Annotated in this window: 17 protein-coding genes; 15 read left to right on the forward strand and 2 right to left on the reverse strand. The window is 31.2% G+C overall.

What is annotated here, in order from left to right; translation table 11 throughout:
* Positions 1-37: 37 nt before the first annotated feature.
* Entirely contained in the window at positions 38-2,827 is a 2,790-nt protein-coding gene (locus tag OS191_RS04290) for a M16 family metallopeptidase (protein WP_267154481.1), read from the forward strand.
* 105 nt (positions 2,828-2,932) lie between these two features.
* The gene (locus tag OS191_RS04295; RefSeq protein ID WP_267154482.1) at positions 2,933-4,444 is read left to right on the forward strand and encodes an aminotransferase class V-fold PLP-dependent enzyme; all 1,512 of its coding nucleotides are present in this window, start codon (positions 2,933-2,935) and stop codon (positions 4,442-4,444) included.
* Here the strand turns inward: OS191_RS04295 and OS191_RS04300 are convergent, their stop codons facing one another.
* Complete coding sequence (locus tag OS191_RS04300; protein ID WP_267154483.1) at positions 4,445-5,593, reverse strand: BamA/TamA family outer membrane protein; 1,149 nt, start codon at positions 5,591-5,593, stop codon at positions 4,445-4,447.
* A gap of 166 nt (positions 5,594-5,759) precedes the next feature.
* Here OS191_RS04300 and OS191_RS04305 point away from each other — a divergent pair, with 166 nt between their 5' ends.
* The 7 genes from OS191_RS04305 (at position 5,760) to OS191_RS04335 (ending at position 10,415) form a co-directional block, all read left to right on the forward strand.
* Positions 5,760-6,188: an FKBP-type peptidyl-prolyl cis-trans isomerase gene (locus OS191_RS04305; protein WP_267154484.1), complete on the forward strand. Its 429-nt coding sequence runs from the start codon at positions 5,760-5,762 to the stop codon at positions 6,186-6,188.
* 232 nt (positions 6,189-6,420) lie between these two features.
* Entirely contained in the window at positions 6,421-6,750 is a 330-nt protein-coding gene (locus tag OS191_RS04310; RefSeq protein WP_267154485.1) for a YtxH domain-containing protein, read from the forward strand.
* A 5-nt stretch (positions 6,751-6,755) separates the two neighbouring features.
* Entirely contained in the window at positions 6,756-7,106 is a 351-nt protein-coding gene (locus OS191_RS04315) for a phage holin family protein (protein ID WP_267154486.1), read from the forward strand.
* Positions 7,107-7,109: 3 nt separating this feature from the next.
* A complete protein-coding gene (locus OS191_RS04320) occupies positions 7,110-7,310 on the forward strand; it encodes a hypothetical protein (RefSeq protein ID WP_267154487.1) in 201 nt (66 codons plus the stop codon).
* A gap of 172 nt (positions 7,311-7,482) precedes the next feature.
* Entirely contained in the window at positions 7,483-8,016 is a 534-nt protein-coding gene (locus tag OS191_RS04325; protein ID WP_267154488.1) for a lipid-binding SYLF domain-containing protein, read from the forward strand.
* A gap of 147 nt (positions 8,017-8,163) precedes the next feature.
* Entirely contained in the window at positions 8,164-9,513 is a 1,350-nt protein-coding gene (locus OS191_RS04330) for a dihydrolipoyl dehydrogenase family protein (RefSeq protein ID WP_267154489.1), read from the forward strand.
* Positions 9,514-9,518: 5 nt separating this feature from the next.
* A complete protein-coding gene (locus OS191_RS04335) occupies positions 9,519-10,415 on the forward strand; it encodes a YihY/virulence factor BrkB family protein (RefSeq protein ID WP_267154490.1) in 897 nt (298 codons plus the stop codon).
* 131 nt (positions 10,416-10,546) lie between these two features.
* Here OS191_RS04335 and OS191_RS04340 read toward each other — a convergent pair whose 3' ends face one another.
* Positions 10,547-10,738, reverse strand: coding sequence for a CsbD family protein (locus OS191_RS04340; protein WP_267154491.1), 192 nt, complete (start codon positions 10,736-10,738; stop codon positions 10,547-10,549).
* A gap of 218 nt (positions 10,739-10,956) precedes the next feature.
* Here OS191_RS04340 and OS191_RS04345 point away from each other — a divergent pair, with 218 nt between their 5' ends.
* The 6 genes from OS191_RS04345 (at position 10,957) to OS191_RS04370 (ending at position 16,532) form a co-directional block, all read left to right on the forward strand.
* Positions 10,957-11,196, forward strand: a complete 240-nt coding sequence (locus OS191_RS04345) for a DUF7218 family protein (protein ID WP_267154492.1) — start codon at positions 10,957-10,959, stop codon at positions 11,194-11,196.
* Between the two features lie 53 nt (positions 11,197-11,249).
* Positions 11,250-12,266: an AI-2E family transporter gene (locus tag OS191_RS04350; RefSeq protein ID WP_267154493.1), complete on the forward strand. Its 1,017-nt coding sequence runs from the start codon at positions 11,250-11,252 to the stop codon at positions 12,264-12,266.
* A 136-nt stretch (positions 12,267-12,402) separates the two neighbouring features.
* On the forward strand, positions 12,403-13,014 hold the full coding sequence (locus OS191_RS04355) for a nitroreductase family protein (protein WP_267154494.1): 612 nt from the start codon (positions 12,403-12,405) through the stop codon (positions 13,012-13,014).
* A gap of 23 nt (positions 13,015-13,037) precedes the next feature.
* On the forward strand, positions 13,038-13,679 hold the full coding sequence (locus OS191_RS04360) for an NADPH-dependent F420 reductase (RefSeq protein WP_267154495.1): 642 nt from the start codon (positions 13,038-13,040) through the stop codon (positions 13,677-13,679).
* Between the two features lie 114 nt (positions 13,680-13,793).
* Positions 13,794-15,626, forward strand: a complete 1,833-nt coding sequence (locus OS191_RS04365; RefSeq protein WP_267154496.1) for an SLC13 family permease — start codon at positions 13,794-13,796, stop codon at positions 15,624-15,626.
* Positions 15,627-15,635: 9 nt separating this feature from the next.
* Positions 15,636-16,532, forward strand: coding sequence for a mechanosensitive ion channel family protein (locus tag OS191_RS04370; RefSeq protein ID WP_267154497.1), 897 nt, complete (start codon positions 15,636-15,638; stop codon positions 16,530-16,532).
* Positions 16,533-16,659: the final 127 nt, after the last annotated feature.

Raw genomic sequence — 16,659 nt, forward strand, 5'->3', positions numbered from 1 at the left:
ATTTATTTTTGTAAATGTCACTTTAACATATTTAAATATGAACAACTTAAAACAATTTAGCAAACACATATTATTTGCCATTTTCTTTTTACCATTAGTTATGGTATCTCAAGAATTAGATTCCAAATTTCAGAAGGTATCAGAAATGGGAGAAATTGAAGAATATCTATACCAACCTAATGGGATGGAAATTTTATTACTTCAAGATAATTCTGCACCAGTAGTTACGGTTCAAATAGTATATCGTGTGGGTTCTAAACACGAAGTTTCTGGAAACACGGGTTCTACACACTTATTAGAACATTTAATGTTTAAAGGAACAGAAAAGTTTAATAAAACTAAAGGAACTTCTATAGATAGTAAATTAACTTCCATAGGAGCACAAATGAATGCGACTACTTGGAATGATAGAACCAACTACTATCAAACAATTCCAAGCGATAAGATTGAAATAGCTTTAGATATTGAAGCAGATAGAATGCGTAACTCTCTATTGCTAAAAGAAGATAAAGAAGCCGAAATGACGGTTGTAAGAAATGAGTTTGAAAGAGGTGAAAACAATCCAAATAGTGTTTTAAGAAAAGAAATTTGGGCTGCTGCTTATATGGCTCATACCTATCACCATTCTACCATAGGATGGCGTTCGGACATAGAAAATATGTCTATGGAAGCTCTAAGAAACTTCTACGATACATACTACTGGCCAAATAATGCCACTTTAACTATAGTTGGAGATTTTCAAAAAGACAATCTTTTTCAGTTAATTGATAAGCATTTTGGAGTTATTTCTAAAGCACCACATGTTATGCCTCAACCAATAACTGAAGAACCTAAACAATACGGTCCAAGAAAAGTGGTAATTAAAAAAGCAGGACAACAAGGTGTTATTAATGTTACCTATAAAATTCCAGGAAGATTACACGAAGATTTACCAGCATTAACCGTTTTAGGTGAAATTATTGGTAGTGGTCCATCTTCTTTACTAACTAAAAATTTGGTAGATAAAGGTTTAGCTTATTATGGCTATGCTAGTCCGTCGCAATTTCAAGAAGTAGGCTTATTTACAATAGGTTTAGGTTTTGAACCAACATCGGACCATGATAGCTTAAATAAAAAAGTTTTAGACATTTTAGAACAAGTTAAAACTGAAGGTGTTAAGCAAGAAGAAGTAGATAGAATTATAGCCAAAATTAATGCCGAAACTATCTTGTATAGAGATGGTTCTGCTAGTATTTCTGCCGAGTTAACAGAAGTTATTGCAGTTGGAGATTGGAAGGAGTTCTTTAATGCAAATACAAAACTAGCTCAAGTTACAGCAGAGGATGTTAAGCGTGTTGCAAATACGTATTTAGTAGAAGACCAAAGTACAACTGGTTACTTTATTCCTGTAATACCAGGAGCTAATAAAGAGACTGCAGAAGAAGCAAATAATGTTTTTGAAGCAGACGAATTTGGAAAGTTTTATTACAGACATCCAGAGCATACCAAAACAGACCTTGAAGCACATAAATTAGCTAATAATACAACTGCTGAAGTTTTGAAGGTAGAGAAAGACAAAGACAAAGACTTTGAACGTAAAACTATTGCTGGTATTGATGTTATTTCAAAAGAAACTGGAGCTAAAGACTTTATTACTGTGGCGGCTAGTTTTGCCATTGGAGAATATTTGGCCCAAGAACATAATGAAATGGTACCATCTTTAACTACACAGTTATTGAGTAAAGGAACACTTAAAAACGATAAAATTCAGTTTTCTCAAAAAATAGAAAAATTAGGTGTTAATATTTCAGTAAGCGCAGATAGTTACAATGTTAATATGTCTTTTAAATGTTTGAAAAAAGACTTAAATACGGTTGTTGAGTTATTAGCAGAAGAGTTGAGATATCCATTATTTGACGAAGATGAGTTTCAACTTATCAAAGATCAAAACATCGGTCAATTAAAACAGGGTTTATTAGACCCTTCAACCATGGGTAATATTGCTTTACTGCAAATTATTTATCCTGAAGGACATCCAAATTATGCAACGTCCATTGAGGCTTTAATTGAAGAAGTACAAAACACAAGTATAGAGGATGTAAAAGCATTTCATAAAAAATACTTCGGACCAAAAAGTATGCACTTAGTAGCTATTGGAGATGTTGATACTAAACCCTTATACAAAGCTATATCTTCGTCTTTTAAAGGATGGAAAGGTGGTGTTGATCAATTATTAACTTCAAAAGAAATAATAAAGGTTAATGCTGAAACTAAAATTGTAACCATTCCTGAAAAGCCAAGTGCAGAAATGATTATTGCTCAGTTTACGGGACTAAATAGATTAGATAAAGATTTTTTACCTTTTTATATTGGTAACAGTGTTTTTGGTGGCGGATTTTCAGGTCGTTTAATGAGAACGGTAAGAGATGAAGATGGTTTAACTTATTCTATAGGTTCAGGACATTCTGGACATACCTATAATAAAGGATATTGGATGGTAAAAGCTTCTTTTAATCCAGAATTATTTCAACAAGGTTTAGATGCCACTATGGTACAATTAGAGAAGTGGGTGAACCAAGGTATTACACAAGAAGAGCTAGACGCTAAAAAAACAAATATTACTGGTAGTTTTAAAGTAGGAATGGCAACCACTACAGGTTTAGCAGGAACTATTTTAAATTTTGTAAAAAGAGGTCAATCTCCAGATTATATGTATCAATACTCCAAGGATATTGAAGCAGTAACTTTAGAGCAAGTAAATGCAGCGATTAAAAAATACATTGATTTAGATAAATTAATCATTGTTAAATCTGGATCCTTAGACGAAAACGGAAAACCACTTGAATAAAAGACTTTAAAAAAGATGCTTATTTAATTCGTACATTTATATTAATATAATGAGTCACTTTTAACTAATTAGCTAAAAGTGATTCATTATAAAATGTTTAAAATCATGGGTAAAGCAATTTCAGATACAGTTTCAAAAAATAAAATTTCTGACTTAGAAAACTATTTTAAACCTTTTAGAGAGCAGATTATTGGTTTAAATCAAACATTCCAATCTCCTTATGGAAAAATGGATATGCTTTATGCCGATTGGACTGCAAGTGGCCGACTTTACAGACCCATTGAAGAAAGGTTTTTAAATACTATTGGTCCTTTTGTGGCAAACACACATACGGAAACTTCTACTTCTGGTGCAGCTATGACTAAAGCATATCATGAGGCCAAACATATTATTAAAAAACATGTAAATGCTAACGATGAGGATGTCTTAATTTCTGTAGGCACAGGAATGACAGGAGCCATCAATAAATTTCAACGCATATTAGGTTTAAAAATACCAGAAGCAGCAAAGCCTTATACAGATATTCCTGCCGAACTAAAACCAGTAATTTTTATTTCGCATATGGAACATCACTCTAACCAAACTTCCTGGTTGGAAACTATTGCAAAAGTTGAGGTTATTCCTTGCGATGAAACAGGTTTAATGTGTTTTAAAAGCTTGAATAATTTATTAGACAAGTATAAAGATCGGCCAATAAAAATAGCTGCAATCACGGCCTGTTCTAATGTTACTGGAATTAAGACAGAATATCACAAAGTAGCTAAAATTATGCATCAAAACAACGGACTTTGTTTTGTGGATTTTGCTTGTTCTGCACCTTATGTGGCTATAGATATGCATCCCGAAGATCAAGACGCATATTTAGATGCCATTACTTTTTCTCCTCATAAATTTTTAGGAGGACCAGGAGCTTCTGGAATATTAATATTCAATAAGAAACTATATAAAAATCTTGTACCAGATAATCCAGGAGGAGGTACTGTTGCTTATACAAATCCTTGGGGAGATCATGATTATATTGACGATATTGAATCCCGTGAAGATGGTGGAACACCAGGTTTCTTACAAACTATAAAAGTAGCTTTAGCTATTAATTTGAAAGAAAAAATGGGAGTCGAAAATATTTTGGAAAGAGAACATGAGATTAATAATCATGTGTTTGAGAGATTATTTAAAATAGAGAATCTACACTTGCTAGCAGGAGAGCATAAAAATCGTTTAGGCGTTTTTTCATTTTATATAGATCAAGCACATTATAATCTAATTGTTAAACTTTTAAACGATAGGTTTGGTATTCAAACCAGAGGAGGTTGCTCTTGCGCTGGAACTTATGGGCATTTTTTATTGCATGTAAATAAAAAAACATCCAAAGCTATAGAGAAAAAAATCTTAAAAGGCTTTTTAAATGAAAGACCTGGTTGGGTTCGTATGTCTATTCATCCTACTATGACAAATGTTGAAATTGATTTTATTTGTGAAGCTATAAAAGAAGTTGCACTTCATTTTGAAACATGGGGTGAAGATTATACATACGATAAAGTAAAAAATGAATTCATTCATAAAACACAACCTGAAATAGAAGAGCAAATAACAAAAGACTGGTTTTGTATTGGTTAATTATTTTCTGTTATTCCAAGCACAGCCAAAAATAATATAGTAGCCAAAATCATTATTAGACCATGCTACGTCTATTCCCATACGTATTTTAAACTTTCGGGCAATGAGGTATCTAAATCCTGTTCCGTAATTATAAACTAATTCGGCATCATTAAAAGAAACATTTTCCAGAACAGCTTTGGCAAGGCCTCCAAAACCCATTAAACTCCATCTGGTAGAAAAATCAAAACGTTGTTCTGTTTCTATTAGAAAGGTCGATTTACCCTGATATCTCATTTTTGGAACCCCACGTAAATTAATGTAAGGCTCTGTATAAAACGGTGCGTTATTGAACTGCATTTCAGAACCCAAACGCAATCCACTAACAAGCTTAGGTGTAAATTGATGATAATATAAAGCAGATATTTCTAAGTTTCCAAAATCATAATCACTTCCTGTCCAATCGGCATTAAAGTGATAGGTGGTGTTTATTAAAAAACCATTATCAGGCGTGAAAATATTATCTCTATTATCAAACTCTAAAACCAGACCAGGACTGCTAAGGGTGCTTTTTAACGATTTATTATCAATAAACTCTGGAAGATTTTCAAATTTAAATTCAGGCGTAACTTCATTTTTTAAAAATAAATATTCCACACCTATAAAAAAACCAGATGTATTAATTTCTTTTAAAAGCGAAACAAAAATGGGTAAAGCTTTAAAGTTAAAAGTATATGTCTTTTCGCCTATTGTAGGTAGTGTTCTGTAAAAATCCATATTAACAGACGAGTAGGCCATCATGACTTGATATTTTAAATTATATTTAGATATAGTTGCCATTCTTAATGCTCCAACCATCCAAGTGTTATTAGCCGTATAGCCACCAAAAGCTGTTGTAATATCTGGAGGAGTAGCTTGACCCTCAATGGGATGTTTGTTAGGACTAATAAAAACTGGAGAAATAACACCTCCAATATTGCCTAAAGCGGGTTCTGTAATAGGTTGAATAATTGGAATAAAACCTTTCGGATTCATTAAGAAGTTGCTAAAATCCAGTTTGTTATCTAAAGAATCTCTAAAAACACTTTTCTTTTTTGAAGTTTGTGAATAGGAAGAAGTAGCAAAAACCAAACATAATGTAATTGTAATAATGGTTTTTAGAGCTTTCATAAGTTTTTTATACTAAAAATTAAAAGTAGGTAAAATTTTACTTTAATAATAATTTGTTTTTAGAGCCTCCATAAAAAAAACGTTAATATTTTAATAAGGTAGCTGAGTGCTATGGTTTTCCGACTAATATTTGGTAGTTTTGCCCAAATTTTAAAAATACAATTTTATGAGTCATGTAAAAGAAAATGATACAGTAAAAGTTCATTACACAGGAAAATTAAGCAGTGGTCAAGTTTTTGACAGTTCTGAAGGAAGAGATCCTTTAGAGTTTACGCTTGGTCAAGGAATGTTAATTCCAGGTTTTGAAAAAGCTGTATTAGAGATGAAAGTAAACGATAAAAAAACAGTTGTTATTGGTAAAGATGAAGCTTACGGCGATGTTCAAAAAGAATTATTTCACGAAGTGAAAAAAGAACAATTACCACAAGATATGGCTCCAGAAGTAGGAATGGGATTAGCGTCTAAAAACCCTGATGGATCTGAAAATCAATTTCGTGTAGCTGCTGTTAACGAAGACCATATTGTAGTTGATGGAAACCACCCTCTTGCTGGTCAAGATTTAACCTTCGAATTAGAATTGGTTGAGATAAAATAAATATACATTTTGTATAATCTTAAAAGCTTGGGTTCGCTCAAGCTTTTTTTATACTCAAATGTTAAATTAATTGTAATTGGCGTGCTAAATTAAAAAATCTATGGTATTATATATTAAATCAATTAGCAGAACTATTTAAATGTCAGCGACATTTATTAAATTGCATATAGAATTATACAAGATTCACTTTTTGATTTTAAAGAGACATTATTAATTATAAAATTAAAATACCATGGGAAAAGAAAGTAGTACATTATTAGGAATATTGGCAGGAACAGCCATTGGAGCAACATTAGGAATTTTATTTGCCCCAGACAAAGGTTCAAACACAAGACAACGTATAGCAGATGAAGCTGCATCAGCTAGAGACAGAGTGTCTGCAGAAGCACATCATTTAAGAGATAAAGTGGCTGATACAGTTTCAAGTAAAAAAGAAACCTTAGACGAACAAATAGAGGATATTGTTAGTAATGTGAGTCATAAAACAGAAGATGTGATTACCACTCTGGAAAAAACGTTAAAGGACCTTAAAGCCAAAAACAAAAAGTATCAAAAATCTTAATTTGAATGAATATTTTTGAATCCATAAATGATACATCTGGTAAAATGGCAGATGCAGGAGAAACTTATGCTAAAAAAACCCAGGAGTACATTAAGTTAAAAGTTTTTCAACAGATTAGTGTGTCTATTAGTTATATATCTAAAGCACTAATTATTGGAGGTCTGTTGTTTATAGCTTTATTTTTCTTAGCCTTTGCTTCAGCTTTGGCAATAGGACAATGGCTTGAAAATTTAGCATTGGGCTATCTAATTGTATCTTTACTTTTTATAATTTTAACAGTTATTGTCTATTACAATAGGAAGTTTATCGATAAGAAAATTATAAAAAGGATATCTACTAAATTTTTTGACTCATAACACATGAAACAATATCAATCTTTCGAAGACATAGAAACAGAATTAAAGCATTTAGATCTAGAGCGAAAAATAGCTTGGGAAGAATTGAAATTTTTAAAAAATGAATTTCAAGAAGATTTAAAACCTGCAAATTGGATTCAATATGCTCTTAAATCAGCTGGTAAATATGGCTTGTTTTTATTAGCAAAAAGGTTTTTCAAGTAAAAATCATAAAAACTTATAAAACAAAAAGGGAATCTAAATCAGGTTCCCTTTTTGTTTTATAATTCACAAACAGTCTAATGTTTATTTATTTGAGCTAAGATATAAATTAATCAAGTCATTGTTTTTTCTATAATTTAAATATGTTTGACTATAACATTTTAAAACATAAATTATGAAAACTATTAAAACACTAATGGCAGTTTGCCTACTATTTATATCAGTTGGAGTAACTGCCCAAAACGACAAAGACAAACAAGTTATTTCAGATGCTGAAAATGCCAAAGCTACCTTGTTGGAGAAAGATCCAGGCTTAGAAAAGTTCTTTGATACTTCTGCTGGATATGTTATTTTTCCTAACATTGGAAAGGGGGCATTAATTATTGGTGGTGCAATGGGAAATGGTGTTGTATATGAAAACGAACACATTATTGGGATGGCCAATTTAAAAAAATTAAGTGTAGGCTTGCAAGTTGGTGGAGAATCGATTATTGAGGTAATCTTTTTTGAAACTGAAAAAGCTTTAAAAGAATTTAAAGAAGGAAACTTTGAGTTTTCTGCCAGAGCTTCAGCAATTGCAGCAGATAAAGGAGTTTCAAAAGATGTTAATTATAGCGATAACGTTTTAGTTTTTGCGATGCCAAAAGTAGGATTAATGGCAGATACATCTGTAAGTGGACAGAAATTTGAATTTCACCCATTTAAATAAAAAAAAGAATTAAATTATAGATAAAGAAGGTTGGCGGTTTGTCAACCTTTTTTTATAGAATAAGTGAAAGTTACATTAAAATGAATAGAGTTAAGTAAAATTTGTTTACAGTCAAGCCAGAGAATTATAATATATTAAGTTTATAATATGAAAATCATAGAATTCGATGTTTTTGTAATAGGTAGTGGTGTTGCTGGACAATTAGTGGCTAAGTCATGTGCAAAAGCAAATTTAAAAGTAGCCATAGCTGATAATCGAGAGTATGGAGGCACCTGTGCGAATAGAGGTTGCGATGCTAAAAAAGTACTATTAGGTCCAACCGAAGTTTATCAGCATGCTTTAAATTTAAAAGGAAAAGGAATCACCTCTGTTCCAAATTTAGATTGGGAAAAACTTCAAAACTTCAAAAGAACATTTACAGATAGGGTCCCTTTGGAAACAGAGAAAATTTTGGAGAAGTTAGGGGTAAAACGATATCATCAATCTCCTGTATTTATTGATAAAAACACACTTTCGGTTGAAGGTAAAACCGTTAAAGCAAAAAAAATAGTCATTGCTACTGGACAGATTCCTAGAACTTTAAAAGTTTTAGGAAATAACTTATTGAAAACTTCAGATTATTTCCTTAAAATGAAACAGATTCCAGACGAAATTGTTTTTATAGGTGCAGGTTACATTGCTATGGAATTTGCACATATAGCAGCTAGAAATGGAAGTAAGGTTACCATTTTAGATCATGGGAGTAGAGCTTTAAATGGTTTTGATCCTGATTTAGTTTCAGAGCTTATTAGCGAATCTGAGAAAATGGGAATCCAGTTTATTTTTAATGCTAAAGTGACAGAAATAGAGAAATTAAGAACCAATTATAGAATAATTTATAAAATAAAAAATGAAGAAACATCATTAAAAGCTAAACTGGTGTTTAATACAGCAGGCAGAGTTCCAGCTATAGCTAATCTACATTTAGAAAAAGGAGATATAGATTATTCCATAAAAGGAGTTTCGGTAAACAAATATTTGCAAAATACAAGTAATCCTAATGTGTATGCCTGTGGAGATGTGTCAGATCATAGCTTGCCTTTAACTCCATTATCAGGAATTGAAGCAAAAGTAGTAGCTGAGAATATTTTACATGGTAATAAAAAACAAATAGAAACACCTATTGTGCCTTCTGTGGTGTTTAGCTTGCCAAACTTGGCAACTGTAGGCTTGAGTGAAGAAGAGGCAACAACAAGATATAAAGACTTAATTGTAAATTATCAATCCGTCCCAAATTGGTATAATGCCAAACGCATAAAAGCTTCGGTTTATGCTTATAAAATTCTAGTGAATAAAAGAAATAATCACATTGTTGGTGCTCACATTCTTGGACCTCATGCAGCTGAAACTATTAATTTATTTTCGATGGCTATGCATCAAAAAATGACAACAAATGATATTAAAAATATGATATTTACCTATCCTTCTTGGGGAAGCGATATAAAAAGCATGATATAATACTTATGGTTCTAACAAATTCAAATAAATTTAAAATTAAAGACCTGCCTTCGCTAATAGTTGAAACTTATAAAGCTTGGGATGCTTCTAATCCATTTCGATTAAGTGCTATTGTTGCTTATTATGCTGTACTTTCAATGCCTGGACTTTTGGTAATTATTATCAACCTAGTTGGTGCTGTTTGGGGAGTTGATATTGTTCAAGGCAGATTAACTAATGAGATTTCCAGTGCTTTAGGGAGTGATGCTGCAGATTCAATACAAACCATGATGATAGAAACCCAAAACGAGAATAAAAGTACTTTGGCAACTATTTTAGGGATAGTCACCTTAATTTTTGGTGCTACGGGTGTTTTTTATCACTTACAACTTTCTCTTAATCAAATCTGGCAAGTAAGCTCAGAAAATAGTATGAGTTTTGGTAGAATGTTGTTAAGTCGCGCAAGAAGTTTTGCATTTATATTAGCCATGGGGTTCTTACTTCTTATAAGTTTTTTGGTTACAACAGCCATATCAGTACTTAATGAATATATACAAAGTCTTCTTCCAGATTTAATAGTTTATATTGCTTTTGTGTTGGATTTCTTAGTGTCTGTTGGAATTATTACAGTTCTATTTGCTATGATATTTAAATTCCTGCCAGATGCAAAGATTAGATGGAAAACCGTTTGGATAGGAGCTTTAATAACTTCAGTTTTATTTGTATTAGGGAAGTTTTTACTCGGACTCTATTTTGGAGAAGCCAATCCAGGTTCAACTTATGGAGCAGCTGGAACTATTGTATTAATTCTACTTTGGGTTTCATATTCTTGCTTAATCTTATTCTTTGGTGCCCAGTTTACTTGGGTCTATGCCAAACGTTATGGTCTAGGAATTCAGTCTAATATAAAAAGTAAATCTTAAAAAAGAAGTTGTATAAAATTATTATAAAAAGTAAGAGATATAGTTTTTATATTTAGTAGAATATCTAACATATAAAAATGCCTCTAATTAAAAATTAGAGGCATTTTAGTTTTAAGAGTTTACTCTTATAATTAACTTTTCCAATCGTTAATTTCATTTTTTAAATCTTCTTTGGTTTTACCAGTTTTCTCTTGAAGTTTTCCTAGCATTTCGTCAAATTTACCTTCAGAATAGGTTAAGTCGTCATCGGTAAGTTTACCATATTTTTGTTTAAATTCACCTTTAACTTGTTTCCATTTACCTTCTAATTGATCCTTGTTCATGATTTTATTTTTTTAATTAATATTATTTTGATAATTACAATTTACCGTAATTATATCTTTGTTCTTAACTCAAAAAAATAATTTCTTGCACCAATAACACTCATTGTATTGAGAGTAACCTTTTTTCTGATTGTGTTAAATAAACTTATTCTTTCTAACCATATTTGATTTATTCTGATTAAGAAGAATAACAATTAAAGAAAAAACTAATAATTATTATGGATAGTTCAGCTATAAAAAATGAAGCGCAATATGAAGCTTTAAAAGATAAAGGCTACAGCAAAGAAAAAGCTGCTAGGATTTCAAATACACCAGATGCTGGTAAAAAAGGAGGTAAAGCAAAACCGTATGAAGAGAGGACAAGAAGCGATTTATATGAACAAGCAAAAAATGTAGGTATTAAAGGACGATCTAAAATGGATAAGTCTGAATTAATTATCGCGCTACGCAACAATTAATATGCTATCTTTATTTTGAAAATTAAATAATATACTAACATTAACTATCACAAATGATTAACTCAAAAATAATAAGACAAGTCTTTCTTCTTCTTTTAATAGTTTTAATAGGAGTTTTAATTTTTAGAGAAATGATACCTTATTTCTCAGGAGTTTTAGGTGCAATTACTTTATATGTGTTGCTAAAAGGAATCATGTCTAAAATGGTTAGAAAAGGATGGAACCCAAATTTTGCAGCCGTATTTTTAATGTTTCTTTCATTTGTTTCAATATTAATTCCAATAGCTGGTGCAATTTTAATGTTAGGAAACAAAATAGGTGAAGCTGCTAAAAATTCAGAGAAAGTAACCCAAGTTATAAAAACGCAATTGGGAGAATTAGAGAGCCGTTTTGGATTTGATTTGACGTCTCAAATAGATGCTACGGCAATTTCAAGCTGGTTGTCTGAACACTTGCAAAATTTTGCAGGTGGCACGTTCAATTCAGCCATAGCTATTGCCATCATGTATTTTCTGTTATTTTATATGTTAACCAATAGAAAACAACTTAAAGAATCTTTAATGGATTATATTCCTATAAGTAGGGATAATTTAAAAATATTAGGAAAAGAAACAAGGCAAATGGTAAAAGCTAATGCTATTGGTATTCCTTTAGTAGCAGTTGCACAAGGGATTGTGGCATTAATTGGGTTCTTAATTTTCGGAATAGAAAGTCCGTTTTTTTGGGCTATTATAGTAACCATTGGATCCATGATTCCTTTTGTGGGCAACCTTTTAGGAACCATTCCAGTTTTTATTTTAACCATGTCTGGTGGGAATGATTTTGAAGCATGGGGGATTTTAATATATGGTATTGTAGTGGTTGGTTCTACAGATAATATTATACGTTTGTTTGTGCTTCAAAAATTAGATAATGTACATCCATTAATAACCTTAATTGGAGTTATAGTAGGAATCCCTTTATTTGGATTTATTGGATTAATATTTGGTCCTTTATTGGTTAGTTTGTCCTTAATAATTGTTAGAATTTATAAAAAAGAATATGCTTCTAATAAAGAGGAGATTGGATAAATTCTTAAATTATTCTTTTAGATTTTTTAGTTTTAAGCGCACATAATAGTGGTTTGAATTAAGATTTTTTTGCTTTAAGTCAAAAATTTCTTCAATTAATTAATAATTTGCAGTATAACTAAACAGAAAAAAGGGGATGATGAATTTAGCCGAACAAATAAGATTAGAGAATATAGCAGATACAGATTATGAAATATTTGCATTATTAAAACAACGTTATAGCCCTAGAACTTTTAAAAAAGAAGCAATAAAAGAAAGGCATTTAAAACAGCTTTTTGAAGCTGTACGTTGGTCTGCAAGCTCAAATAATCTACAGCCTTGGCGTTTTATATACGCCGAAAAAGGAACGAAAGCTTTTAAAAACATATATAATTGTTTAAGCGATTTTAATAAATCGTGGACTAAGAATGCACCTGTTCTAATGTTTTCAGTTTATAAAGAAAAGACCAAAGACGGTAAAGAAAATTTTCATGCTTTACACGATTTAGGTTTAAGCTTAGGTTCAATGACAGTGCAAGCACAATATTTAGGAATTGCAGTTCATCATATGGCTGGAGTTGATTGGGAGAAAGCACAAAAAGAGTTTAATGTTCCTGAAGGTTATCATATCTCTACGGCAATTGCCATAGGTTATTATGGTGGAGATTTGGAAGATTTACCAGAAGAATTACAAAAACAAGAAACAGCTAAACGCATGAGGATTTCTCAACAAGAATTTGCATTTAAAGATGAGTGGAATCCCAAATAAAATTAATTTTAAAATATTAGATGATGAAAATAGGAATTATAGGAAGTGGACATATAGGTGGTAATTTAGGAAAACATTGGGCCAAAGCAGGACATGAAGTGCTTTTTAGTTCAAGACACCCTAAAGAACTTGACCATTTAGCGCATGAAGCAGGGAATAATGCTAAAGCAGTTAGTGTTACTGAAGCTTTTGAAGCGAATGCAGATGCCTATCTATTAGCAACCCCATTTAAGGCAATAGATCAAATTTCAGAAAAATATGCAGGAGAATATGGCGATAAAGTTATAATTGATGCCACAAATCCCTACCCTGAACGTGATGGAGAAATGGCTCAAGAAGTTAGGAATGCCAATTACAACGCTACAGAATACACAGCTATGAAATTTAACACAGCAAAAACCATTAAAGCGTTTAATACTATTAAAGCAGAGGATTTAAAGAATCAAGCTTTTAGACATGATAACAAGTTATCTGTTCCTTTTGCTGCTCAGGATGAAGAAAGCAAAACTATTGGAAAGCAACTTATTGAAGATATAGGTTTTGATGCATATTATGTTGGGAGTTTAAGCGATTCTAATATTATGGATCCAGATCAGGAAATTTATGGCAAGTCTTTGGAAATAGACAAACTAAAGAAATTAGTAATTGAAGCCAGAGAATATTAAAGGATTCATCAAACCTCTAAACTTTTCGAATAAAAAATAATTAAAAAATTTTCAGGTTAATTTATTAATTTTAATAACAAGAGACAGGCTTTAAAAACACTAATAAATTAACAGATGAGTTGGGAAATTATTTTAATGTTTTTAGTACTACTTATTACTGTAGTGCTTTTTGTGTTTGAGATTTTTCCAATGGATAAAATTGCCTTTTTTATTATTGTGTTGCTCATTCTATTAGGATTAGTAACTCCAGAAGAAGGCATAAGTGGGTTTTCTAATACAGCAACTATTGCTGTTCTGGCACTTATGATATTAGCCATAGCCATGGAAGAAAATGGCGTTATTAATTGGTTAACATCTGGAATGGGTAGAATTAAATCTTTACCGGTTTTTATTATGGCACCCATTTTTATGTTTGTTACAGCTGGTATTTCAGCATTTATTAGTACAACGGCTGTGGTTATAGTCTTTATTAAAATGATAAACCAACTCTCCGAAAAATATAATATTTCACAATCAAAACTTCTACTCCCCATTTCATTTGCAGGCATTTTAGGAGGTTCTTGTACCTTAATGGGAACGTCAACAAACCTAATTGTTAATTCTGTATCTAAAAATCTTGGTGCAGAAAAATTGGGCTTTTTTGAGTTCTCTTTGTTGGGACTTATTTTTCTGAGTATTTCAATAATCTATCTAACATTTTCATTGCCTTGGCTGCCTTGGGGAGATAAACAAAACCTTAATAAAGATTATAAAATAGATAATTACATTACCAGTGTAAGGGTAACTCCCAATTCAAAATTAGTTGGAAAAAAAATTAGTGATAGTTTCTTGTATAATAATCCAGATGTATCGCTTTTAAGACTTACAAGAAATAACCATTCTCATAATTCTCCCGGAAAATACATTTCTCTTAAAGCAGAAGATGAATTGCTTTTAATGTGCGATCTAGAAAATTTAACACGCATTAGCAAATCGGAAAACATGAGTATCATTCATGAAAATGAAAGTTACAGCGAAGGCAATTTTTTAGATAGTACAAAAACAGATTCAGATATCAAAGAACCAGAATTAGACGAGCGTATTTTTGTTGAACTACTAATGCTACCCGGAGCTTCTTTATTAGGGAAAACCTTAGGGAATTTAAGAAGTTTTATGATACAAGATGCCATTCCGATAGCCATAAAAAAAAGGAAGACACTTGTAAACTTAAACGAGAGAATGGTACATAGTAGCAAGGATAAGTTGGCATTAAAAGCAGGAGATAGGTTGCTAGTGGAAATTTCAAAAGAAAAACAGTTTGCTTTAGAAACCATGGAGAATGTGGTTGTTTTACAGCAATTGGACAAAATTAGCAAAACCTCCAAACGAAAAAGATATTTTACATTCTTTGTACTTTTACTAGTAATTGCTATGGCTGCATCTGGGTTGCTATCCATAATGGTAAGTGCTTTAACTGGAATTAGTTTGTTATTAGTTACTAATAATTTAAACCTCAATACCATTTATAAAAAAGTAAATTGGCAAATATTTTTCTTGTTAGCAGGAATGATCCCCTTGGGAGTGGCTATGCATAATACGGGAACAGACATGTGGATTTCAGAAAAACTTTTAGGCGTTTTACACAATCAACCTAACTATATAATTATAGGAACCTTATTTTTTATTACTATGATAATGAGTGGGGTTGTAAGTAATAATGCTACGGCTATAATAATGACGCCAATTGCTATTTCTGTAGCTTATGGTATGAATTTGGATTTTAAACCGTTTATATTATCAGTCATGTTTGCTGCCAATTTTAGTTTTTTTACCCCAGTAGGTTACCAAACAAATTCATTAATTTATGGAATAGGAAATTATCGTTTCAAGCATTTCCTATATATAGGTGGAGGTCTTAGTTTGATACTATGGATTCTGGCCACTTTTTTATTAACTAAGATGTTATAAATTTTAAATATGAAAAATAAATTTTCAGTAGAAGACGCTATTAGTAAATTATGGGACAAATTAGACGGCTGGATGGAAGCCATCATTTTAAAATTGCCAAATCTAATCATGGCTATTTTAATCATGATTCTGTTTTATTTTATAGCGAAAGTTGTTAAAAAGGTTTTTAAAAAATACTTATTAAAAAGTATCAATCAAAAATCTATTCAGGTAATAGTTTCTAAAATAATCTTCTTGATTGTTATTTTAGTAGGGTTTTTTATAGCTCTTGGTGTATTAGAACTTAATAAGGTTTTAACTAGTATCCTAGCTGGTGCTGGAGTTATAGGTCTTGCTATTGGTTTAGCTTTACAAGGAACTTTAAGTAATACTTTTGGAGGTTTGATCTTGTCGTTTATGCCAAAAATAAAAATCAACGATTATATCGAAACAGATAGCGTAAAGGGTTTTGTATCCGAAATTAGTTTGCGTAACATAGTACTTCGTAGACCAGATAATAATTACGTTATTATTCCAAATTCCAAATTTGTTGATAATGCTTTTACTAATTATTCTCTAAGTCCAAGAAGTAGAATTTCAGTAAGTTGTGGTATAGGTTATGAAAGCAATTTGCAAGAAGTTGAGGATCTAGTTATACGTATTATTTCTGAAAATTTCGAACAAAAAGAAGGAGAGAAAGTTGAATTTTTCTTTACTGAATTTGGAGATAGTTCTATAAACTTTATCACGCGTTTTTGGATTGACATGGTAAAGAGCAAAGAAAAATATGAAGAAACACATAAAGCCATAAAACTTATTAAAAGTAATTTTGACAAACAAGGCATTAATATTCCTTTTCCAATTCGCACATTGGATTTTAGTAAAAACACCATGCAGATTAAAAATAATAATAAAGAGGAAAAATAATAAAGCTTTTGAACGTCAGTCTGTTGAAATATGTGGAATAAGGCATGCTAATACATTGGTATTACCAGAGTGTTAAATCTTTTTAGACAATTTTATTTTAATCAGATATTTGGTATATCTTTAGAAT

It is taken from the genome of Xanthomarina sp. F2636L, assembly GCF_026410195.1.
In the GTDB taxonomy this organism is placed as follows: Bacteria; Bacteroidota; Bacteroidia; order Flavobacteriales; family Flavobacteriaceae; genus Xanthomarina.